A 21,311-nucleotide genomic window follows, 5' to 3' on the forward strand; every position below is an offset into this window, starting at 1 on the left:
AATCGGCCACAACACCCACCACGAGGCGCCGCTCTCGATGACCGGGCTCAAGGCCCTCGGCTGGTATGGGCATCCGTTGCCATTACGGCTGGTACAACACCCAGCGCATCCAGAAGAAGCTCGGTTGGCGATCACCCGACGAGTACGAAGCCAGCTATCATCACCGGGTTCCTGCTGGAACCAGATAATCCGCTCTCCGGATTAGCGGGGGAACCTCACGCTGATAAGTGGCAACACCCCGAGGGTGGCATAGGCGTCATCGAAGGCGCGTTCGTAGACATCCATAGACACTGACCTGGCCAGGAATCAGCGGGGTGAACTCCCGCGAGCTTCGGGTGGCGGTGTCGAACAGGCGCAGCGTCACGGGCGGCGATGACTTGTCGGTCCAACGGATGTTCCGCGCGGACCGCGTATCAACGATGCTCGTTGTCGCAGTGAGGTTTTCGGGTGACCCACCTTCAATGAATTCGGCTCGGCCACCGCACAATCCAACACCACGCCACGATCTACCAGCACTACTCACCCGAGAGTCGTTGTAGTCCTAACTCAGCGATGCCAGCGCAATCAGGATGATCGGTCCCACAAGGATGACTGCGACGGCCAGCAGAAATTCGACACGTTGGAACAGCGGATTGCCCGGCTGCATGGGGGTGCGCGGTCCGCCAGGTATCGGCGGCGGCAGTTTGGTGAGCGTCGAGCGGGAGCCGAGATTCATCAGCATGGTAACGGGATTGATCGCGGCTGACAGGAAGCCCCACCAGCCGATCCACATGCTCTCGACCGTCATTCTGCGATAGGTCGCGAGTCCGCAATCGCGGCAGAACGGGCCGGGGGACTTCAGGAACTGCCGTTGGCGGTAGACGCGAAATAGCCCGATGCTTGTGGTGCCGACATGGATATTCCCCCGGTGCGATGATGTGGCCGTCCCCGGTCATGGTCCGACGGCAGTGTGCAGGCTAACGGCTGCGCGAGACCCAGGCGAACCGGTCACACGCACAGCTGGATGGGCCCGTCAGGCCAGAATTTCGCCGTGGCCGCAAGCCGGACGAACCGCCTCAGCGCTTGTCGGCGATGGCCGCCACGATGAGTTCCTCCCACACGGACAACTCGTGATCAGGTGAAACGATCGGTGCCGAACCATCAGCGACTTCGGGGTCCTGATTCCAGCGGGCTGCCGGGATCACGCCGGGTTCCCGCACGGCGAGATCGCCGAACAAGGCCGTGATCTCGTCGTCGGTGCGCCAGCGACCACGCCCGAATGTCGCCTGCAACTTCGCCTCGGCCTTGATGGTCTCGGCATTGTCACCGGAGCGGAAGTGGGAGATGAACACGCTGCTACCGATTGGCACCTGGTCAGCCCAGTACGCGACCACCGCCTGCGGGTCCTCGTCATCGTTGAGGTGGTGCAGGATCGCACTGAAGATCATCGCGATCGGCTTGTCGAAATCGATGAGCCGCGACACCTCGGGGTTGGCCCGGATGCTGGTGTAATCACGCACGTCGGCGTGGATGACGGTGGTGTTGTCGTTGGTCGCCAGCAGCGCACGCCCGTGCGCGAGCACGATCGGGTCGTTGTCGATGTAGACCACCCGTGCGTCGGGATTGATCCCCTGCGCGATCTGATGCACATTGTCGGCGGTGGGCAGGCCACTGCCGAAATCGAGGAACTGGGTCAGTCCGGCTTCGGCCATGGTGCGCACGGCGCGGATCAGAGCCTGGCGGTTGGTGAACGCGATGGCCACCGATCCGGGCAGATCAACCTTGAAGTGGTCACCGATCGCGCGGTCCACTTCGTAGTTGTCCTTGCCGCCGAGAAGGTAGTCGTAGACCCGGGCAATGCTCGGCTTCGACTGATCGATCACATTCGCGTTGTCGCCCATCGTCATCGACCCCTCATCCCGTGCTGGTATCTGCCGCCGTCCATCGTAGGAGAACTCCGGCGTGTCGGCGCGGCTTCGGTGCGCGGCACATGCGAAATCGTCTCGGGGCGTGGCGGTTTCAGAGGTGTTGATCTGCGAGGAGAACACAGGCCCCGCTGCCATCTTGCTGCAGACATGACGCCCGACGATCAACCGTAAGAGACGTTTGGGGTGTGCTCATGCACGCTGACCTCAGTCACGGCGAGTGCACGATAGTGCCGCGATCGACGCCAATCCCCTCCTCAGGTGCTGTCGCCGAGGTCGCGGTTCGGACGATTCCTCACCGCTGCTGCGCGCTACTCGCTGATGACGACAGCTTTCCGACATCGCCCTCCACGGCGGGAGTGGCTCGAACGCCGTACTTCCGACCGACATTGCACACGTGGGTGCGCCGTTTTCTCACCGTGGACCAGGGTGGTGATGTCCTCGGCAAGGCGCGCTTGGACTCTCGTTGAGCGGATCGCTCCTGGCGAATTCCTCGAGCACCGCGATTTCGCCCTGGCTGCGAAAGGAAAATGAAGATCTCGAGGTAGTCGCCGGCCTTGGCGTCCTCGGCGTTGAGCCAGATTGCGCCACCTCAGGTTTTGCCGAACTTGGTGCCGTCTGGTTTGGCGATTATGGCCGGGCGGCCGGTGCGTTCGGCCGCATGACGTGTTTGTCCAAGACCACAGTGCACGGCCCTTATACGGTGAAGGCACTCGACTATGGGAGTCGCAATAATGACCGGATACATTGCCACCGCAGAGATCGATATCAGCACCTCCTCGACGCACGTGTGGGCCGTGATGACCGATCCCGAGCAGCTCCGCGAGCTCTGGTTCGGGGCCGAGGTGCTTACCGACTGGGAGGTGGGCGGCCCGATCGTCTGGAGGGGCGAGTTCAAGGGGCGGCAATACGAGGACAAGGGTGAGATCCTTGAATTCGAGCCCGGCCGATTGCTGAAGATGACCCACTTCAGCTCGCTCTCCGGCCAGCCGGACGTGCCGGAGAATTACCACACGCTCACCTACGAGCTGACCGAGAACGGCGCGACGACTCATCTGCTGCTGAGCCAGGACAACAATGCCGACGCGGACGAGGTGGAACACGCTCGCGGCATGTGGGAGAGCCAGGTCAGCGGTATCAAAAAGGCCGCCGAACACACCTGCTGACGCGTCCAGGAAGTTTGATGCTGTAACTGCGAACTGTCCCAGCTCGTGCGATGCAGTAAGTATCCGATCCGCACCGGACTGATTGGCCGACCTCGGTGCGCGGACACGCTGTGTCGATCAGTGCCCGAGCTCCAGCAGCGTCCGGCCCGGGCGGCCTCCGGACTCCGTCGGAGTCGGGGTGGGTATCGATCGGCATGGTGAAACGCTGGTTTAGCGCTGCTGACAACATGTGTTGCACGATTTCGTCCCCCAGTGGAGTGACTGAGCAGACCGCCCGGTTCAGACTTTCCTAACCACCGCCATGCAGCGATGCGCATCACATTCTCCAGTGATTGTGGTTCGCCTCACAGCAGCTGCGGGCTCGTGGATGATCAGATGGGACTTGCACATATGTTTGCAACGAAGCAACGAATTCGGCGGACTGCCATAGCCACTGCGATCGTCGCCGGGCTATCGGTCGCCGGACTCGCGCCTATATCGGCGAGTGCGGCGCCTGCCGCCTCGGACCTGCAGGCACTTGCCGATTCAGTTACTGCCGGCCTGATGCCTGCCGCTGACGGCCGACAACCCACAGCGATCGTTGACTCAGGGAGCGGCGCGGGCAGTGGAACAGGTGGCGGTTCCGGTGGCTCGTCGGGCAGCGGCACCGCATGGGGGCAGAGCACTGCGGCTGCCCCGACAGGCGAAGGTCCGGAATTGACTGCCCCTTTGGCCGCGTTCGCCTACGGGCTCGCCAATCCTGATGTCGCACCGGTCGGCGCCAACAAGTGGGATTGCAAGCCCAGCGCTGCCCACCCGCGCCCAGTAGTGCTGCTGCACGGCAGCTGGCTCAACGCTTTCGACACCTTCAGCGCCCTGTCACCGCAGCTGTCCCGCGCTGGCTTCTGCGTCTTCGCTCTCAACTTCGGACGCTCCGGGCTCATCGAAGGCGGGGGTCTTGCCGGCGTTCTCCCCGGTCGCTACGGCGTGGGCCCCATCGAGGACTCCTCGCGTCAGGTCGCCGACTTCATCGAGCGTGTTCGCACGACGACCGGGGCGAACCAGGTCGACATCGTGGGCCACTCGCAAGGTGGCACAGTCGCGAACCACTATTTGAAATTCGAAGGCGGCGCCGACAAAGTCGGCAAGCTGGTCACCTTCGGGGCAACCCACCACGGCACGACCCTTATGGGGATCGCTGCACTCGGCCGCGCCATCAACAACCTCGGAATCGACATCCTGGGCTTCTACGAACCGATCATCGGGATCTCCAACATCCAACAGGTTATCGGCTCCCCGTTCTACGCCACGCTCAATGCACAGGGCGATACGGTTCCCGGGGTCGACTACACAGCAGTCGGGTCTCGCTACGACGAGGTCACCAACCCCTACGACCTGACCTTCCTCAACGCTGGAGTGGGCGCCACCGTTCGCAACATCACCCTGCAAGAAGGGTGCGAACAGGACCTGTCCGACCACCTCACCATCATGTACTCGCCGCGCGCGGCATCGATCACTCTCAACGCCCTCGATTCCGTCAACCACCCGAAGCTGGACTGCACGTTCAACCCGTGGTTGATCGGTGGCACCGGCAAACTGTGAGACCGCGATGAGTCCCACACAGCTCGAGTCGCCCGCGAGTTCACCGCGGGCGACGCAGCACATCGTCGACGGGGTCCTCAGCGCCATCCCTGCTCGCAGTATCCAAGGCAATGTCTTGCGTGAGGAGATCCGAGCCGTTGTCGTGGAGTACCTCGAACATGCCGATGGTGCGCGCAAGCTCGATTCGCGAGCGGCTCTTTACCCCGCCGCTGCGCGTTGGGCAGCCACCGGGGTACCGATCGAAACCGTCCAACACCTCGTCCATACCGGGTTCCGACTTCATCTGGACGACCACGCCACGAAATTCTTGCGCCACAACAACATCAACCACGTCATGGACGCAATGCACACGGTGAACGCGACGGTCTCCAGGGCATATCTCGAGGTCGCATCCTCGGCGACTCAACGCAGCGGACACCAGGCCGTCGCCCGTGCGCTCCTCAGCGGACGCCACGCCATCAGCGTTGCCCGAGAATGCGGCATTGCACTCACCGACCATTACACCGTTCTCGCGGTGGCTGCTGATACTTCTGTCCGAGGCGCGGTCTCACCCGGCAGCTTCCTCGAGATGCTGGTCGGCCGTGTGGGACAACCGATGTCCGCACTGCACAGCGACCTCGGGGGCACAATCCTGATCCAAGGCTGTCCCGACACCGAGGAAATCGGTGATCTTGTCAGGCAGACAGCACTGGTTGTTGTGGCGATCGAGGTAGATCGAGACCGAATCCCATCCGCGACCGAAGACGGACACGAATTGCTCGACGTTGTACGCCGACTCCATCGACCGCCCGGCCTCTACCATTTCGACGACCTCGCTATCGAGTATCAGCTGACTCGACCCGGACCCGGTCGCGATCGCCTCGAAACCGCCCTCGACGCGGTGGCAGAAGATCCGGAACTGGTCGCAACCCTCCGTGCGCACATCAACAATGGTCTGAATCGTCGACTCACCGCACGGGAAATGCACATCCATCAGAATACTGTCGACTATCGACTGAAGCGGATCTACCGGCTCGCCCGCCTCGATTCCCACGATCCGGGGCTCATCTGGAAGTTGAGGGCAGCGCTGACTGTACGCGATTATCTCGGCCTGGAGAATAACGAGGAGGAAGCATCGCCTATCTGAGCAGCCGGTTCAGTGCGACTTGACCTAGAGCTTGTGGATGCCTCACTTAAAAGCATCGACTTTCTCGCGGCACACGTTCTATCGCTTTTCGCCGGCCGTCACGCAAGCCTGCACAGTATCTCGACGCACTTCTTTTGGCATAGCTGTCGAAGTCAATTCGCCCTCCTGCACTGCGAGAACCGGCCGACCGCACAGGATCACTGGCCGACGGCACCGGTCTCACAAATATTGCAGCCTAGGACTCGGGTTGATTTTGAGAGGATCCGAGCCGGTGTACGGTGAGCGCCGCTGCCAGCATGCGCGAATCCGTGGGTTCGGCCGGGTCGAGACCGGTGAGTTCAGCGATGCGGCGCAGCCGGTAGGTGAAGGTATTGGGATGGACGTGGATGCGGCGCGAGGCTGTTTTGCGGTCGGCCCCATGTCGTAGGTGGGCCTCCAATGCCTCGAGCAGATGAGGGCTGGCCAGTAGCGGAATCACGCGCTGCGCCAGCCGTTCTCGCGCCGGCCCCGGGCGGGTGAGCTGGTACTCCAGCAACAGATCATCGAGCCGGTAGCAGCCCCCGGGTTGACCGCAGAGACGCGCCAACTCGGTCAGTTCGCCCGCATCCTTGGCCGCCGCCGGAATCCCGTCGCGGCTTACTCCAGAGAATTCCGCGAGATACACCGTGACTCCGAACTGCTGCGACAGCCGGACGGCCAGCTCATCGAACCGCTCGGCGTCGATGATGTCGGACTCGGAGCTGTTGCCCACCAACGCGATCCCGCTCGCGCCGTCGAAAGTCGCGGGAGTGATGGCTCCGGTGAGCTCGTAGAGTGCGCGTTGCAGCAATCGAATCCGGCGCCGGGTCACCAGGTTGACCGCGCTGCCGGTGCGCGCCGGTTCGCTGACATGGATCGCCAGCACCGTGTACCGGTCAGCGAGGATGGTGTCCGCGCGCACGGCGAGTTCTTCGGCGGGCAGCCCGCGTACCAGCGCCGAGCACAGTTCGCGCCGGGCTTCCCGCTCGGCATGGTAGATCGACTGTTCGACCTCGGTGTAGGTCTCGACGACGGTCATATTGATGCGTCGCAGCAATTCGAGCAGTCGGTTGAACACCTGGACGAACTCATCCATCTGCGTGGGGTCAGCGACCGCCGCGGCTTCTGCGAGCACGGCCTGTGCTGATCGATGGATCGCGCTGATCAGCATCGACAGCGGCAGTCTGTCCTCGGCATGGCGCTCGGCGACCGGCGCCACGAACGCGGTGACCTCGGCACGGGTGAACTCACGGTCGGCGCCGATAGCTTCGAGGACAGCCCTGCCACAGGCATAGATCGTCGGCAAGACCTCGGCGGTGAAGTGACCGTCGGGCAGTTCGGCGGGTGCGGTGGCGTCCAGGCCCTCGGCCAGCATCCGCTCGGCGATCTGTGGCCAACGACTGAGCAATCGAGCTGTCAGCGGGGGCGAGGCAGAGACGGGTTGTTGCACGAGCATGGCTCCGATTGTGTCTTCACACAGCACGACAGGGAACAGTCTGGTGAATACAGCGAAGAACTTGGTTGCTAAGACAATCATAGGTGCGCTTTCTCGGTTCACGAGTGCAGGTAAAGACCGGGCAGCAGCTGCGACAGATTCGGTTTCGGCTTGCCATGCAGCCTGCGCTCACGGCTGTCGGCCAAGCGCTGGCATCGGCGCGGCTATATCGCCAGAGGTAGAAGACCGAGCTCAACGCATAGGTGTCGGCGAGGACTACGCCGCCCGTGGCGGCGAACGCATACACCGGGTTCGCCCCGAACGGGCCGGTCGAGTGGGCAAGGACTACCCCGATCGTCTCGTTGCTTAGCGCAAGTAATGTAATGTATAGTTGCATTCTGCAAGTAAATTTCGTCCGTCTGGGAGCAGCCATGGCAGTGTCACCCGATACGGCTCAGAGCCTGATCAGAGAGCTCTATTTCATAGGCCGGGCCATCCGCGCTGCCCTCTCCCACCCGGACGAAGGTGACCTGCTTCCCGGCGGCATCGGCGTGCTGGGCTCGCTCGAGGCCAGAGGTCCGTGCCGGCAGGTGGATCTCGCGGTGGACTTGTGCATCAGCCCATCGACACTGAGCAGGCATGTTGCCGAGCTGGTGCGATCGGGCAACATCGCCCGCCACGCCGATCCCGACGATGGCCGGGCCACGCTCATCCAGATCACCGACGAAGGAAGCGATCTGCTGCGGCGCGTCCGAATATCGCGGGCACGGGGATTGCAGACCGCTCTCGCCCATTGGAGCGAGGACGAAGCAGAACAGGCCACCTCGGTTGTTCTCAAGCTCAGGAATTCACTGGCCACGGTTGCGCCCCACAGCGCGGTGGGCGCGCGTCGGCCGGATTCGACAGGAAGTCAGGAAGCGGATGTCTAATTCAGTCGACGCGGGGACGGGGCGGACCCCGGTCGCGATGACCCATCGTCAAATCCTGGAAGCCATGACCGGGCTGCTGGCGGCGCTGTTCACAGCACTGCTCAGCACCACGATCGTGGCGACCGCGCTGCCCACGATCATCGGCGACCTGGCAGGGTCGCAGACCGCATACGCCTGGGTTATCACCACAGCATTGCTGGCCAACGCCGCGTCCACCCCGATCTGGGGCAAGTTCGCCGATCTGTTCAACAAGAAGCTGTTGGTCCAGTCGGCCATCGTCATCTTCGTCATCGGTTCGGTGATCGCGGGCGTGGCGGGCAATGTGCCCATGCTGTTGGCGGCACGAGTCATCCAGGGCATCGGCATGGGCGGATTGACCGCGCTCGTGGTCGCGATCATCGGTTCCATCGTCTCGCCGCGTGAACGCGGACGCTATTCCGGCTACATGGGTGCGGTGATGGCGGTGTCGATGTCGGGTGGACCCATCCTCGGCGGCGTCATCGTCGACAGTCCGCTCGGCTGGCGCTGGTGCTTCTTCGTCTGTGTGCCCCTGGCCGTGATCGCCCTGGTGCTGCTGCAGCGGACCCTGCGGCTGCCGACCGAACGCAAGGACGGGGTGTCGATCGACTGGCTCGGCGCCGCCCTGATGACGGCCGGTGTGTCGGTGCTGCTCATCTGGGTGTCGTTCGCGGGAAAGGCCGATTACTACGCGTGGTTCTCCCGCGAATCGGCCCTGTATGTCGGCGTGGGCGTAGTGCTGCTGCTCGCGACCCTGCTGGTCGAATCCCGAGCCAAGTCGCCGATCATCCCGCTGTCGATCGTCACCGAGCGCACCACCGGTCTGGCGATCATCGCCTCGATCGCCGTCGGAATCGGCATGTTCGGAGCGACCACCTTCCTCGGCCAGTACTTCCAGACCTCTCGCGGATACTCACCGACGGTGGCCGGAGTGCTGACCATCCCGATGGTCGCGGGCATGCTCGTCGCGTCGACCGGTTCGGGACAGCTGATCACTCGGTTCGGGAAATGGAAGGCGTTCGTCGTCACCGGCGGTGCGCTGTTGGTGGTCGGGTTCGGGCTGCTCTCGACGATCGATCACGCCACCAACCTGTGGCTGGTCGGCACCTACATCGCCGTTGTCGGGCTCGGTGTCGGCATGATGATGCAGAACCTGGTGCTGGCCGTGCAGAACACCGTGAGCGTGCACAATATCGGCGCGGCATCGAGCAGCGTCGCGTTCTTCCGCACGTTCGGTGGCGCGATCGGCGTCTCCGTACTGGGGTCGGTCCTGGCTACCCGTGTGAGCGAGCTGTCGACAGAAGGTTTCGCGAAGATCGGTGTGACAACCAGTTCCTCCGGCGGCAGCAATCTGAACCTCCACGGACTACCCGCACCGATCGCGACGATCGTGCGCGCCGCCTACGGCGATGCGACCGGTCGGATCTTCCTCATCGCCGCGGGGGCGGCGGTCGTCGCCCTCCTTGCGACCGCGTGGCTTCCGAACCGTCCGTTGCGTAGCACGATCGATATCGATCCGGCCCTCGACCCGACCGCGAAAGAGTCCGCGTCGCAGGACAATCCGACCGACGCCGACGCAATGGCGGCGCTGGATGCCGAATTGGCCGTACTCGCGGACTCGAGGTGGGAAGAAGACCGGGTCTGGGAAGGCGCTGAGCGAGTGCTGTCCGAGTCGGAGCTGGTGCCTGCCTCGGCCGGACGTGCACCGGTAGATCAGAACGGTCATCGGGCGTACCAGGTCGACGCGTCGGCGCAGTCCGCTCCGTCCACCCGCGAGTTGTCCGGGTCGGGCATCGGCGGTGGAGCGGTGGACGGTCACGTACGCCGCGAGGATGGTCATCCGTTGCCGGGCGCGGTGTTGACGTTGATCGATCAGCGTGGGCGTCAGGTCGCGCGAGCGAGCAGTGCCGCTGATGGTGGCTATGCGATCAGTGCGCCGGAGTCGGGTGCCCATGTGTTGATCGTGTCGGCGATGGGGCACCAGCCGACCGCGGTCAATGTGTCGGTGGGTCAGCGGACCCAGCCGATGGATCTGACCCTGGTGGGTTCCGGTGAGTTGTCGGGTGTCGTCCGTACCGCGGTCCAAGGGTCGCCGTTGTCGGGTGCGACCGTCACAGTGACCGATATGCGGGGTGAGGTGGTCGGGGCCGCGGTCACGGGCGGCGACGGCGCCTACCTGTGCCACGGTGTGGTGTCGGGTGTCTACACCTTGGTCGCGGCCGCTGAACACATGCGTCCCAGCGCGATCACATTGACGATGCCCGACAGTGGCGTCTTGCGTCATGACATCGAGTTGACCGCGATGGCGGTGCTCGCCGGATCGGCGCGGGCCGACGGCGATCGGGCGGTGCCGGACGTGCTGGTCACGGTGCTCGACTCTGCGGGTGAGGTGGCCGCATCGGTGCGCACCGATGAGAACGGTCGCTACGTCGTGACCGATCTTGTCGAGGGGCAATACACCGTGGTCGCTCGTGGTTATCCGCCGGTGACCGGGCAGGTCACCGTGACCGGTGGCGAGGCCGCCTACGACGTGCGGCTCGGTCACGAGCTCGGGGATCGTTGATGAGCGGGTTGACCGGTCGTGTTCGCACCGCGGAAGGGTGGCCGGTGCCGGACGCGGTGTTGACGGTGACGAATATGACAGGCCGCCAGATCGCCCGTGCGGTTGTCGACGAAACCGGAGCGGTGAGCACCAGCCTGCTGCCCGCGGGTATTCATACCGCGGTGCTCACCGCTGTCGGTTTCGAGCCGGTGGCGCGGATCGCGCAGATCTCTTCTACGGGGACGGGCACGCTCGGTGAGGTGGTGTTGGTGCCGGCGATAGGGGCAGTGGCGTTGCCCCCGCCGGGGCCATGGACGATCGATCCGGCACATTCGACGGTGATCGCCACCGCGCGTCATCTGGGAATCGCGAGTATCAAAGCCCGATTCGCCGACGTGAGTGGGCGACTCGATATCGCCGAGTCGTTCGAGCGGTCCACCGGGCACGCGGAGATCAAGGCAGCGGGTATCGATACCGGTATCTCGATGCGTGACAATCACCTGCGCTCGCCGGAGTTCTTGGACGTCGACAGGTATCCGATGATCACTTTCACCGCTCACGGGTTTCGTCGTACCGGGGGTGACACCTGGGTGATGCCCGGTGAGCTGGTTATGCACGGGCAGCGCCGCTCGGTCGATCTCGAGGTGGCCTTCGGTGGGTTCGGGCCAGATCCATGGGGTGGTGTACGCGCCGCGTTCCACGCCGAAACGCTGTTGCACCGCAATGACTTCGCCATCGATTACAACGCGGTTGTGCGCGCGGGAGTGGCCGCGGTCGGCACCACCGTCAAGATCGAACTCGACATCGAAGTCGTACAAGGCGAGCAGATACCCGCGATCTAGCGGCTCGCCCACACTGGGCCCCACCGCTCGAGTAGACGGCATCGTTGGACCGCTGGCTCCGACGAACACGCGTTTCTGCCGATGGCAGGTCGTGTCGACTCCCTCGAATAGAGGGAGGCCCACGACGATCTTCGATCAGGACTTGCCGTCGTCGACTGGCGTGGTGGGGTTGGGTCGGTTGGATTGATCGCCGAGGCGCGCGTGCAGCCGTTCGCGGACCTGGTCCGGGGTGTACGCGCGACGTTTGCGTTCGGCCCGGACGATGACCACCCCGGTCGCCGCGACACCCGCGGTCCCGGCCAGACCCAATATCTTCCACCAGCGCATGCGCCTAGGCTAGTCGCTGTGCCAGACGAAACGCCGATAAGTATCGGCTTGGATGAAGCGGTAGAGCTAACACGAACGGGGGATCTTTGGCTGTTTCGCGGGCATTCTCGCGCCGATCGCGCGATCCGGGGGTTGACCAACAGCCCGGTGAACCACGTCGGCATGGCAGTGGTCATCGATGACCTACCGGCGCTGATATGGCATGCCGAACTCGGTCGGGCACTGCCGGATATCTGGTCGGGTAGCCATCATCGCGGAGCACAGCTACACGATTTGCGGGCCGCGGTCATCCGATGGAGCCAGGAATACGGGCAACAGGCATGGCTGCGTCAGTTGGATCGGCCGGTGACCAGCGAGATGGAGGATGCAGCGCTGCGGGTGGTGGCCAGGCTGGACGGCATGCCCTTCCCCTCCACCGGCGCGCTCGCGGGGCGCTGGTTGCTGGGCCGGGTGCCGGTACCGAAGCGGTCGAAAGAGCGCCAATCCGATCAGGCCGGTCTGGAGAACGCCTACTGCGCGGAGATCGTCGCCATGACGTATGAGGCCATGGGCTTGTTGCCGAACAGACGTCCGAATTGGTATGACCCGGGCAGATTTTGGAGTGGGGACAATCTGCGATTGGCCGAGGGGTATCACCTCGGCGGGGAAATCACGGTACACATTCCCGACCACTGACCTCGGCGACTTCCGCAGCTTCGACACCGTCCTGCTACTCGGACCGCTGTACCTCCCCTGCCGGGTCGGTTCGTCGGCGATGGTCAGACGAATACACATCAAATCCGGCTTCTCACCTATGGAATTGCCCGATCCGGCTGCGTTGACTGGGCAACAACACCCCTCACTCTTCGGAAGGATCACGATGGGCACCGCACCACATTCGTTGACCGCCAAGGATATCGAGTTTCTCGAACGCCCCCTGTACGGGTTTCTGTCCGTAGCCGACGGACCGACACCGCCCCAACCCCGGCCGGTGTGGTTCGAGGTCACCACCGAGGGCACAATCCAACTGTTCACCGACCCGGACTCGGTGAAGGTCTCGCGATTGCGGCGCGACCCCCGCTCCTCCATCGTCGTCGCTGCCCCCGTAGGTGAACGCGAGCGCTGGGTTTCCGTCGCCGGCCACACCACCATCTCACCCGACGGAGCCCACGAGCTGCTCGCCCGCCTGGCGGCTCGCTACTGGGACCTCGACGACGAGAGTCGAGCCGACGAACTCAACAAGATGCTGGCCGACAAATGGTTGCTCATCACCATCGAGCCCGAAACCGTGAGTCGATTCTCGATATGACGGCTCTGTCAGATACCTCGACCGAGGATCATTGCGCCAACGTCGCGAGATCCTCTGTGGCGTCAGTGCAGTGAATCCGTAGCCGAATCCGCGCGGAACGGCCCAACCGCTGCCAGTGCGCTGGCACTGGACGCGCTCGACCGGCCTCCAGCTACTAGCATCCGTGTGAAACCTTCCGCACTCGAATGAAAAGGATTCCCATGGCTCGCAAAGTCGTTGTCAGCCTTATCGACGACTTCGACGGCACTTCCGACGCCGACGAGACTGTTACGTTCGCATTGGACGGACTCACCTACGAGATCGACCTGTCCGATACGAACGCCACCAAGCTGCGCGAAACGTTCGACCAGTGGCTCCCCTACGCCCGTCGAATCGGCCGCGCCAAGACTTCCGCCGGTCGTCTCGCCGGAAAGAAATCCGCGAGTGCAACCACCCCACGCAGCGATCTCACCGCCATTCGCTCGTGGGCCAGCGAAAACGGTCACACCGTCTCTACCCGCGGACGGATCGCCGCAGACGTCATCGCCGCGTATGACGCAGCGTCGGCATAGAATTGGTTCCTATTCCTCGCTTACGGCACGATTCGGCATGCGCCCGGTGATCGGCCCACAGCCGCGCTGACCAGCGAATGATCGCGTTCGGGATCGCCGAGCGCGGTTGCTCGATAAGGTCGGCTGAAAGATCGAGCGGGAGGTGGACGTGGGAGTCAAACAACGGGCTACGGTGCAGATGAGCGCGGAGGAGATCGCGCAGTTCCTCGACCGCAGCAGGGTGCTCACCTTGGCCACCCTCGATGCCGAGGGGAAACCGCACCTGACAGCGATGTGGTTCGGGCACATCGACGGCAAGATCTACTTCGAGACCAAGGCGAAGTCGCAGAAGGCGACCAACCTGCGCCGCAACCCGACCCTGACCTGCATGGCCGAGGCGGGCGACACCTACGACCAGCTGCGCGGCGTTTCGATCGAAGGAACAGCGCACCTGATCGAGGATCCCGAGGATGAGGAGTACTGGAACGCCGGAATCGACGTCTTCCGCCGCTACGTCGGTCCCTACACCGAGCAGGCTCGTCCCCTGGTCGAGTCCATGATGCACAAACGCATCGTCGTTCGGGTCGAGCCGACGCGGATCCGCTCCTGGGACCATCGCAAACTCGGTCTGCCCGCCATGCCGCTCGGCGGCAGTACAGCTGGCGTGCAACCCTGATCGGTGTTCATCGGGTCGGCCGAGGCGACCGACGGGTCGTCCCGGCTCCCTCGACGATGCCACCGTGCGGGCCTACAACGAGCCGATGGTCGACCCGAGCGGTACACCGACACCATGGGAGCCGGTGTACCGACAGCTCAGCGACTCCGTGGACTTCCGGTCACATTGCTTGCGCGGACCCGTAGCCGTAGGTCGAGCGGTCCTCGTCGCGGGCAACCAGTTTGCCGTTCACATAGATCGCGGCGAACACGTAATGGGCGTCGGTGTGACTTATCGCCGACCAGACGAACGACTTTTTAGGGAACAGCGCGTCGACGTTGCGGCACCACCGGTCACCCTCCATGGGCTCGGTCAGCGTGACGACCTCGTCGCGCTCGAGTTGTCCTCTCGAGAAACGATGCACCGGCGGAATCCTCCCGTCAGTAGCAGTCCGCACGATGTACACGCGTCGAGCGAACCGATCATTCAATCACACTGCGGCGCTTCTCTTTTCAGGGACCGCGGGCGCGGATGATCTGCCGACGCGGGGTACTCGACCTCCGCTCCTGGTCACCCTTCGGACTTCGCTGCGTCGGGAACGGTCATCCCTGCTCCGATCGGCAGGGCCCGGATCGCACATGCGGGGAGGGTGTCGCCGGGGAAGCCATGGCATGGGTGTACCTCGCAGCGCAGCATTTCGGCGCGAACGCAGGGTCTGCGGCCATGATCTCCGCCGCTTGCTCGGCCGACACAGTCATGATCGCGACACCGGCCACGGTGTCGGAGACGACCGGGCACAGGACAGCGATCACCCCCTCGGCGCGCAGCGACACCACGCGGCGCTGATGTTCGAATTCGATGGCGTCCGCTCCGTCCATCGACCGCTTGGGCCCCCAGTGCAGCAACACCACGCTGTAAGGTTTCGCGGTCGCGGCCAACGTCCGGATCTGCTCGTCGGTCACCGTCGAGCCCATGATGTCTCCTCAGTCCTGGATGCGCTCGGCCAGCGAGACGATGATCCCTTCGGGTCCGCGCACGTAGGCCATCCGCCACGCGCCCTCGTATTCGCCGATACCGCCCACCAGGCCGTAGCCGCCGGCTGCCGCGTGCTCGACCGCGGCCTGGAGGTCGGTTACTTCGAAGGCGACGTTGCGCAGCCCCAGTTCGTTGGCCGGTGCGACCGGCGAACCCGGAAGGTGATCTGGGCGTGTGAAACTCGACAGCTCCAGCGTTGTCCCGCCGCCGGGCAAGCGCAGCATGACGATCTCGGTGGCGGCACCGCTCATGCCGATCACGGTGTCCAGGAACTCACCTTCGACAGCCATCTTCTGATCGGCCTGCAGACCCAGGCTGACGAAGAACGCGAGATCGGCAACGGTGATGACGCTCACCGTAGTCGGCCACCGCACACCGTCAAGGAAAGACCCAGCGGCCCGGCCCCCGTGGCCGCGCACGAAAGGCCGTGGTCGTGGCGTTCAGCGACGAGATCGCGATTCGTCCAGTGGTGAAACACCATCCATGATCTCGGTCCACCACGTGTCGAGAGGGCTGGGTTCGGGCCACCGGACGACGGTGGTCTCGGTCTGCGTGGCCGGTTCTTGTCTGTCAGTGGCGTAGTCGGTAGGCATTGCTGTTCCTCGCAATAGGTCGAACTGCGTGCGCTCAGTGGCTGCGGGTTGCGCGAGCCCGCAGCAGCGATCGCACCCAACCCCCAGGTCGGGATGAGGCGATCGCGGTGTCAGTGCCGGACTCGTCATAGGTCAGTACTCGGCCGGCTTCGGGCCCACGACCGGTGTCGGTCACGGTGAAGATCACGCGCTGTCCGGCGTGCAGGTGCTTGTAGCCCGGGGTAGCGATGGCGGTGTAGTCACAGAACACCGCCGGTCCGCCCCGGTCGGAGCTCAAGAACCCGAACCCTTTCGCCGCGTCGAACCAGCTCACGCGACCGGGCTGCCAGTATCGGCATTCCGCTGCCTCGTGCTGGTGCGGGTCCAGATGCGTGCAGTGTTCAGCAGGCAAGACAGGACAGGTCATCGTCGGCATCGGGGACGCTCCAGGCTTGGTCGATACAGTCGGTCGGATCGGCGCGGCGCCCAGGCTCCTGGGCGTGCACGGCGGCGACGTCGGGGCCTGATTCGCGGTCCGAATCCGAGACGAAGGTCTCCTGTTCGACGCGATCGGCCTCGGAACCACTCGGTAAGACGGTCATCGGGTCCTCCTCGAATCGGCTCGCGGACGGGATGGAGGCGGTGGCCGGGTCCGCAGGCCCGGCCACCGGACTGCAGGGAGTCGAATTCAGCTCATTCGCAAGGGTTTCGGAGATCGTTCGAAACGCACCACATCGCCGACCTCTCCCATGGACTCAGGCGTTGATCACCTGAGGTTCGCGGTCGTGATCGCGGGCGATCTCGATCTTGCGGGGTTTGGCCTTCTCCGCGACCGGGATCGACAGGCGCAGCACACCGTTGCGGTAGTCGGCGCGGATCTGGTCGGTGTCGAGGCTCTCGCCGAGGAACAACTGACGGCTGAACACCCCACGCGGGCGCTCCGCGGCGATCATCGACCGATTCGCGTCGAGACCGGGCCGCGACGCGCGCACCGTCACCACATTGCGTTCGACGTCCAAATCCAGCGATTCCGGGTCGATTCCGGGCAGATCGAACTCGACCACGAACTCATCGCCGTCGCGCCAAGCATCCATCGGCATCGCCGCCGGCTGTGCCGCTGTGCCGAACATCTGCTGGGTCCACCGGTCCAGATCACGGAAAGGATCGGTGCGCATCAACATGGTCGCCACCTCCAACTCACTCCATTCTCACTAGTACGATGTTCAGATAACCTCTGTCATCTGACATAGATATTTTCTAGCACTCTACCTAGATGAGTGCAAGTACTGGAAACAAGTAATCTAGGAGAGAATCGTAGTAATCGAGAGGACGCCGATGGTCTCCCCGCACAACTCAGGGCCGTCACCAGCACAGGCGGTGTATGCGATCTCCGTTGCCGCGGAGCTGGCCGGCATCGGGGTCCAGACCCTGCGCCTGTACGAGCAGCACGGACTGGTCACGCCCGCGCGTAGCGCCGGCGGCACCCGCCGCTACAGCGGCGAGGACCTGACGCGCCTGCACCGCATCACCACCCTTACCGGCGACGGGGTCAATCTGACAGCGGTGGCTCGCATACTCGAGCTCGAAGACACCGTCGCTCGCCTACGCGCGGAACGCGATCGACTACGCGCCAAGTCGACCTAGCCCGCGTACACATCAGCCAGGCTGCGGCGTTCAGCCCTGCCACCTCGCCGTTCCGAACTGCTCGGTGCCGGCGACGCAGCCGAGTCGTCGCCGAGTCTTTCGCCGCAGCGGCCTCCGGTCATGCAGCGGCTGTGCGGATTACGCGGCGGCCCGCCTGCGCGGTCACGCCGAGAGTGATGCCCGTACCGACAGCGATGGCGAGCGAATACGGCAGCGGTGCCAGCGCTGCGAGTGGGTCGCCGGTCTTGGCGATCGCGAAAGGTACGGCGCCGGCGACAGCGCCGAGGCTGCCCGCGACGGCGCTGACAGTGATGGCTGCGACGGCTTCACCGATCAACATTCGTCGCGATTGCTCGACCGTTGCCCCGATCAGGTGCATCGAGGCGAACTCGGCATGGCGGCCACCAGATAGTTCACGGCGGCCATCAGTTGCCCGTCACCGCCCTCAGCGCCGTACCGGTTCTCGATGCCCTGCACGGAAAGTGTGCCCGCCGCGACGCCGATGAAGAGGGTCAGGAATGTGACTGCGGGGCGCACCCGCTCGGGCGCGGCGGCGAGAATGAGCGCCGCGAGGTGCCCGGCCGCGCCCGCGCACAGAGCTGGGACCTTTCCGAAGACGAACTCCGTCAAGGTGATCAGCTCCAGCGCGACCCGGCGGGTGCGGTTCGTGCGACCCCGCGCCCGCGTCTGCGATCGGGCTGAGGGCAGCGATCTCGCAGCTGCCGATCCAGGCGGCGGCGATACCGGCTCCGAGCATCAAGGCCGCCCGAGCAGGGGTAGGCCAGGATCATCTTCTTGCCCCTGCGCCGACTCGGCGGGCGATGGCCTGACCGACTCCACCGACGCGGCGGTAAGGACCTGTCTGCGTGTTCGACTACGATCTCCCCATCGACCACGAGCCCGGGTTCGGCCGGTGCCAGTGCGGCGAGTCGACTATCGGCCTGCGACGTCGTCGGTGAAACTACCGTGGAAACCAGGAAATACATGGCCGGTCATACGTGCGATCGCCAATGGCTCGCGTTCGATGTCGGTGGCATCCAGGACAACCAGCGCGGTGCAATGTTCGGCGGCTAGATAAGTTATAGCCAGAATCCATCCGTCGTCCTCTGCGGCAGTTTTCGACCGGGGAACAAATATCGGTTCGCCGGGGAACTCGCCCTCGAGGAAGACGTGACGACGTTCACGACCCGTCCGATGGTCGAATTTCACGATGGCGCCGGAAGTTTCAGGATGGTAGGCAGCGAAGTAGCTGAACCGATGTGGTCGCCCGGTACGTCGTTCATCATGCATGGGAAACTCCACCGACTCGAACTCACCGATGATCGTGCGCTCGACGTGCCCCGACTTGGTGATCCGCACGCGGGCCGGACGTCCGACGGGTGGCAGCCCGTCGCGGAAGGACTTCAACCCGCTGGTCAAGAATGCGAGCGAGTCGTGACACACGACGTCGAGGACGACATCGCCACCGTCGTCGTACGCGTTGTCGACGTGCACGTAAAGAAATGGGTCGCACTCAACGATCCGGTGACGGCCGCCATCACGCGGCACGAGCACGATCTGCATCCCCTTCTCCGGCCGATAGTCCGCTGCATCGCCATAGGTTCCCCGTCCGAGCACCGCCAGTCCGGCCCGCACCGGGTCGACGACCAGCGGCGCCAAGGCGAATACCAGGTAACGTTCGGTGATTGCGAAGTCATGCTGCACGACAACGTGATCGAGACCGATGGTGCCGATGCGATGCAGCCGACCCGATGGGTCTACCCGAAAACAACGCAGGCCGGCCGGAGTTCGGCGGCCGACTGTCACATCCAGACCGAAGTTGAACATTTCCCCCGTTGCCGGATCGATCTTCGGGTGCGCCGAGAACCGAGACGAGCGGGGCAGTTTCCCGCCGAAGTCGCACCGCCCCACAGTGCGCAGATCATCCAGATCGATCTCCCAGGGCCTTCCCACATCACTGAGTGCCAACAGGCGCTGCGCGTGCACCACCGCGTGGGTGTTGGCACTGTCGGCGGGCGGCCGTCCCGCATTCGCCAAGATGCCGGATGCCTGCGTGTACAAGCCTCGCACCCTCGCGCCTCGATCACGTTCCTCTGCAATGAATTTCGGCGTCCGCACGTACCGCGACCGGAACCGCACCTCGCCGCCGTCGATGACGAACTTCGAAACCAACCCGTCGCCGTCGAAGGCGTGCCCGGCCCAGAACCCCCCGGCCTCCCACCTACTCGGGCCATTGCGATACAGCGTGCCGCGCAAGCCATCCGGCATGTTCCCCGCGACGTTCAGCACGACTTCGTCGGGACACTCCACCGCGGCTTCGAACGCACGATTCAAGGAAATGGGGGTATCAGTAGTTGGCGCCATCGGCTTCCTCCACCGCGTCTCAGATTGAGTGAATGAGAGCTTGATACATTTATTCTCTCAGCATCCATCATCGGCGTCAATGGAGCGACGCGGTCTGGGGTCGGCCCAACATCGCTGAACACGGTCGGCACACGCCCCGGCCCGGGTAGGCAACGCACGCCACGACATGTTCGCCGCCAACGCCTTGGCACGAGCGCTCTACGCACCACTGCTCGCCGATGACCGTCGACCAGCCAACACCGCCCGCTTCGTCCACGTCGACCCCGCCTCCCAGGACTTCTTCGTCGATTGGGAACGCGCCGCCGACGACATCGCCGCCATGCTCCGCTCCGAGGCGGGCCACAACCCCACGACAAGCACCTCATCGAATTGATCGACGAATTGTTTACCCGCAGTGAGGAATTCCGTACCCGATGGGCGCGCACAATGTGCGCTTCCATCGCACCGACCACAAGTCCCTGCACCACCCCACCGTCGGCCGCCTCGATCTCGAATTCGAAGCGATGGAGTTCCCCGCCCGCCCCGGCCTCACAGTGCTCGTCTACACCGCACCCGCCGGTACCCCGCCGCGGACGGACTCAAACTACTCGCGAGCCTGGCCGCCACCACCGACCGGGCCGACGACGACTCCACCTCGAAACGACGAGCACTGACCTGGAAGTCCCTGCACTGCAAGACAACTCGCCATTCGCGCGGTTGGCGCGGTACACACCCGAAGTCGCGATCGCGATCCTCACCATCACGACTTTCCTGGACTCGACGGCGTGCTGATGGCTCCATGAATGGCGTTCAGGGACAGCAGGACTGCGGCGCGCGTAGCGACAAGGGTGCGCCGTTCGTCGGGTGGTATGCGGACACGAACGAGCGGGCGGCACCCAGTAGGGCGCGCACCCGCTCGATGGCAGCGACAGAACTATCGGTCAGCTGCGGAAAGCATCCTTGACCTTCTCACCCGCGGCCTTGAGATTGGACTTGACCTGGTCGCTCTTGCCCTCGTTCTCGAGGTGCTTGTCGTCGACCGCGCTGCCGAACTTCTCCTTCGCCTGACCGGCGAGTTCTTCAGCCTTGTTCTTGGCCTTGTCAGCTGTGCTCATTGTCTAACCCCTTCCAGTCGGGTCCGACCGCCCTGCTTCTGTCGGGCCAGTCACGTAACGGATAACCGGCCTGAGCCGAGACAAACAGCCGCAAGCACTCACCGGTGCCACCGGTAACCTCGGTCCGGTCTCTGAGCTGGGACTCAGGCGTGAAGTTCGAGTTGAAATCGCTCGGAGCGGATCCCAATGACACGTGGCCGCCAGCGTTAGTCGAGTGGACTTCGGTCACCTCTGGCGTGAA

The 21,311-nt window shown here is 64.0% G+C and carries 27 protein-coding genes and 1 pseudogene; 14 read left to right on the plus strand and 14 right to left on the minus strand.

Features of this window, described 5'->3' with window-relative positions; genetic code table 11:
* On the plus strand, positions 1-205 hold a 205-nt coding region (locus tag ASD42_RS35290; RefSeq protein ID WP_235569593.1), incomplete at its 5' end, for a hypothetical protein.
* 336 nt (positions 206-541) lie between these two features.
* On the opposite strand, the gene ASD42_RS15770 is transcribed toward ASD42_RS35290, so the two are convergent.
* Entirely contained in the window at positions 542-787 is a 246-nt protein-coding gene (locus ASD42_RS15770) for a hypothetical protein (RefSeq protein WP_056817366.1), read from the minus strand.
* A 268-nt stretch (positions 788-1,055) separates the two neighbouring features.
* On the minus strand, positions 1,056-1,886 hold the full coding sequence (locus ASD42_RS15775; RefSeq protein ID WP_235569595.1) for an SAM-dependent methyltransferase: 831 nt from the start codon (positions 1,884-1,886) through the stop codon (positions 1,056-1,058).
* A gap of 752 nt (positions 1,887-2,638) precedes the next feature.
* Here ASD42_RS15775 and ASD42_RS15780 point away from each other — a divergent pair.
* The 3 genes from ASD42_RS15780 (at position 2,639) to ASD42_RS15790 (ending at position 5,777) form a co-directional block, all read left to right on the plus strand.
* Complete coding sequence (locus ASD42_RS15780; protein ID WP_056817370.1) at positions 2,639-3,070, plus strand: SRPBCC domain-containing protein; 432 nt, start codon at positions 2,639-2,641, stop codon at positions 3,068-3,070.
* Positions 3,071-3,460: 390 nt separating this feature from the next.
* Positions 3,461-4,651, plus strand: coding sequence for an esterase/lipase family protein (locus ASD42_RS15785; protein ID WP_056817373.1), 1,191 nt, complete (start codon positions 3,461-3,463; stop codon positions 4,649-4,651).
* A 115-nt stretch (positions 4,652-4,766) separates the two neighbouring features.
* Positions 4,767-5,777, plus strand: coding sequence for a PucR family transcriptional regulator (locus ASD42_RS15790; protein ID WP_162256209.1), 1,011 nt, complete (start codon positions 4,767-4,769; stop codon positions 5,775-5,777).
* A gap of 235 nt (positions 5,778-6,012) precedes the next feature.
* Here the strand turns inward: ASD42_RS15790 and ASD42_RS15795 are convergent, their stop codons facing one another.
* Complete coding sequence (locus ASD42_RS15795; protein WP_056817378.1) at positions 6,013-7,251, minus strand: PucR family transcriptional regulator; 1,239 nt, start codon at positions 7,249-7,251, stop codon at positions 6,013-6,015.
* 410 nt (positions 7,252-7,661) lie between these two features.
* Here ASD42_RS15795 and ASD42_RS15800 point away from each other — a divergent pair, with 410 nt between their 5' ends.
* The 3 genes from ASD42_RS15800 to ASD42_RS15810 are packed head-to-tail and all read left to right on the plus strand — an operon-like array spanning position 7,662 to position 11,561.
* The gene (locus tag ASD42_RS15800; RefSeq protein WP_056817381.1) at positions 7,662-8,159 is read left to right on the plus strand and encodes a MarR family winged helix-turn-helix transcriptional regulator; all 498 of its coding nucleotides are present in this window, start codon (positions 7,662-7,664) and stop codon (positions 8,157-8,159) included.
* 37 nt (positions 8,160-8,196) lie between these two features.
* Positions 8,197-10,740: an MFS transporter gene (locus ASD42_RS35710; protein WP_084787166.1), complete on the plus strand. Its 2,544-nt coding sequence runs from the start codon at positions 8,197-8,199 to the stop codon at positions 10,738-10,740.
* A complete protein-coding gene (locus ASD42_RS15810; protein WP_056817384.1) occupies positions 10,740-11,561 on the plus strand; it encodes a YceI family protein in 822 nt (273 codons plus the stop codon). The genes ASD42_RS35710 and ASD42_RS15810 overlap by 1 nt, the downstream gene beginning before the upstream one ends.
* 135 nt (positions 11,562-11,696) lie before the next feature.
* Here the strand turns inward: ASD42_RS15810 and ASD42_RS15815 are convergent, their stop codons facing one another.
* Complete coding sequence (locus tag ASD42_RS15815; RefSeq protein ID WP_056817388.1) at positions 11,697-11,888, minus strand: hypothetical protein; 192 nt, start codon at positions 11,886-11,888, stop codon at positions 11,697-11,699.
* An 18-nt stretch (positions 11,889-11,906) separates the two neighbouring features.
* On the opposite strand from ASD42_RS15815, the gene ASD42_RS15820 reads away from it, so the two are divergent.
* From ASD42_RS15820 to ASD42_RS15835, 4 genes are all read left to right on the plus strand, one after another.
* Complete coding sequence (locus ASD42_RS15820) at positions 11,907-12,563, plus strand: hypothetical protein (protein WP_200950466.1); 657 nt, start codon at positions 11,907-11,909, stop codon at positions 12,561-12,563.
* A 184-nt stretch (positions 12,564-12,747) separates the two neighbouring features.
* Entirely contained in the window at positions 12,748-13,176 is a 429-nt protein-coding gene (locus tag ASD42_RS15825; protein WP_056817391.1) for a pyridoxamine 5'-phosphate oxidase family protein, read from the plus strand.
* 200 nt (positions 13,177-13,376) lie between these two features.
* Positions 13,377-13,727 (plus strand): histone-like nucleoid-structuring protein Lsr2, encoded by a 351-nt coding sequence (locus tag ASD42_RS15830; RefSeq protein WP_056817393.1) that lies wholly within the window; start codon positions 13,377-13,379, stop codon positions 13,725-13,727.
* Positions 13,728-13,875: 148 nt separating this feature from the next.
* Complete coding sequence (locus tag ASD42_RS15835) at positions 13,876-14,382, plus strand: pyridoxamine 5'-phosphate oxidase family protein (protein WP_056817699.1); 507 nt, start codon at positions 13,876-13,878, stop codon at positions 14,380-14,382.
* 160 nt (positions 14,383-14,542) lie between these two features.
* Here ASD42_RS15835 and ASD42_RS15840 read toward each other — a convergent pair whose 3' ends face one another.
* The 6 genes from ASD42_RS15840 to ASD42_RS15865 all read right to left on the minus strand — a co-directional run bounded on the left by ASD42_RS15840 (position 14,543) and on the right by ASD42_RS15865 (position 17,149).
* The gene (locus tag ASD42_RS15840; protein ID WP_156677483.1) at positions 14,543-14,785 is read right to left on the minus strand and encodes a hypothetical protein; all 243 of its coding nucleotides are present in this window, start codon (positions 14,783-14,785) and stop codon (positions 14,543-14,545) included.
* A 178-nt stretch (positions 14,786-14,963) separates the two neighbouring features.
* Positions 14,964-15,335 carry a hypothetical protein gene (locus ASD42_RS15845; RefSeq protein ID WP_200950467.1) on the minus strand — a complete coding sequence of 124 codons (372 nt, stop codon included), beginning with the start codon at positions 15,333-15,335 and terminating at the stop codon, positions 14,964-14,966.
* A gap of 9 nt (positions 15,336-15,344) precedes the next feature.
* Positions 15,345-15,752, minus strand: coding sequence for a VOC family protein (locus ASD42_RS15850; protein ID WP_235569597.1), 408 nt, complete (start codon positions 15,750-15,752; stop codon positions 15,345-15,347).
* A gap of 271 nt (positions 15,753-16,023) precedes the next feature.
* A complete protein-coding gene (locus ASD42_RS35855; protein ID WP_082843703.1) occupies positions 16,024-16,395 on the minus strand; it encodes a cold-shock protein in 372 nt (123 codons plus the stop codon).
* Positions 16,370-16,570 carry a hypothetical protein gene (locus ASD42_RS15860; protein WP_156677484.1) on the minus strand — a complete coding sequence of 67 codons (201 nt, stop codon included), beginning with the start codon at positions 16,568-16,570 and terminating at the stop codon, positions 16,370-16,372. The genes ASD42_RS35855 and ASD42_RS15860 overlap by 26 nt, the downstream gene beginning before the upstream one ends.
* A gap of 153 nt (positions 16,571-16,723) precedes the next feature.
* On the minus strand, positions 16,724-17,149 hold the full coding sequence (locus ASD42_RS15865) for an Hsp20/alpha crystallin family protein (RefSeq protein ID WP_084787175.1): 426 nt from the start codon (positions 17,147-17,149) through the stop codon (positions 16,724-16,726).
* 154 nt (positions 17,150-17,303) lie between these two features.
* On the opposite strand from ASD42_RS15865, the gene ASD42_RS15870 reads away from it, so the two are divergent.
* Positions 17,304-17,612 carry a MerR family transcriptional regulator gene (locus ASD42_RS15870; protein WP_056817405.1) on the plus strand — a complete coding sequence of 103 codons (309 nt, stop codon included), beginning with the start codon at positions 17,304-17,306 and terminating at the stop codon, positions 17,610-17,612.
* 118 nt (positions 17,613-17,730) lie between these two features.
* Here ASD42_RS15870 and ASD42_RS15875 read toward each other — a convergent pair whose 3' ends face one another.
* From ASD42_RS15875 to ASD42_RS15885, 3 genes are all read right to left on the minus strand, one after another.
* Positions 17,731-17,952, minus strand: a complete 222-nt coding sequence (locus ASD42_RS15875) for a hypothetical protein (RefSeq protein ID WP_063054963.1) — start codon at positions 17,950-17,952, stop codon at positions 17,731-17,733.
* Positions 17,953-17,981: 29 nt separating this feature from the next.
* Positions 17,982-18,242 carry a hypothetical protein gene (locus ASD42_RS15880; protein WP_056817410.1) on the minus strand — a complete coding sequence of 87 codons (261 nt, stop codon included), beginning with the start codon at positions 18,240-18,242 and terminating at the stop codon, positions 17,982-17,984.
* Positions 18,243-18,545: 303 nt separating this feature from the next.
* Complete coding sequence (locus ASD42_RS15885) at positions 18,546-19,976, minus strand: carotenoid oxygenase family protein (protein WP_063893656.1); 1,431 nt, start codon at positions 19,974-19,976, stop codon at positions 18,546-18,548.
* A 139-nt stretch (positions 19,977-20,115) separates the two neighbouring features.
* Between ASD42_RS15885 and ASD42_RS35620 the strand changes: the two are divergent.
* Positions 20,116-20,349 (plus strand): annotated as a pseudogene (locus ASD42_RS35620) (MmyB family transcriptional regulator); the annotation flags it as partial.
* Between the two features lie 40 nt (positions 20,350-20,389).
* Positions 20,390-20,629 carry an MmyB family transcriptional regulator gene (locus ASD42_RS35625; RefSeq protein ID WP_268793526.1) on the plus strand — a complete coding sequence of 80 codons (240 nt, stop codon included), beginning with the start codon at positions 20,390-20,392 and terminating at the stop codon, positions 20,627-20,629.
* Positions 20,630-20,896: 267 nt separating this feature from the next.
* On the opposite strand, the gene ASD42_RS15895 is transcribed toward ASD42_RS35625, so the two are convergent.
* Positions 20,897-21,070 (minus strand): CsbD family protein, encoded by a 174-nt coding sequence (locus tag ASD42_RS15895; RefSeq protein ID WP_056817415.1) that lies wholly within the window; start codon positions 21,068-21,070, stop codon positions 20,897-20,899.
* Positions 21,071-21,311: the final 241 nt, after the last annotated feature.

The sequence above is a fragment of the Nocardia sp. Root136 genome, from assembly GCF_001427185.1.
In the GTDB taxonomy this organism is placed as follows: Bacteria; Actinomycetota; Actinomycetes; order Mycobacteriales; family Mycobacteriaceae; genus Nocardia; species Nocardia salmonicida.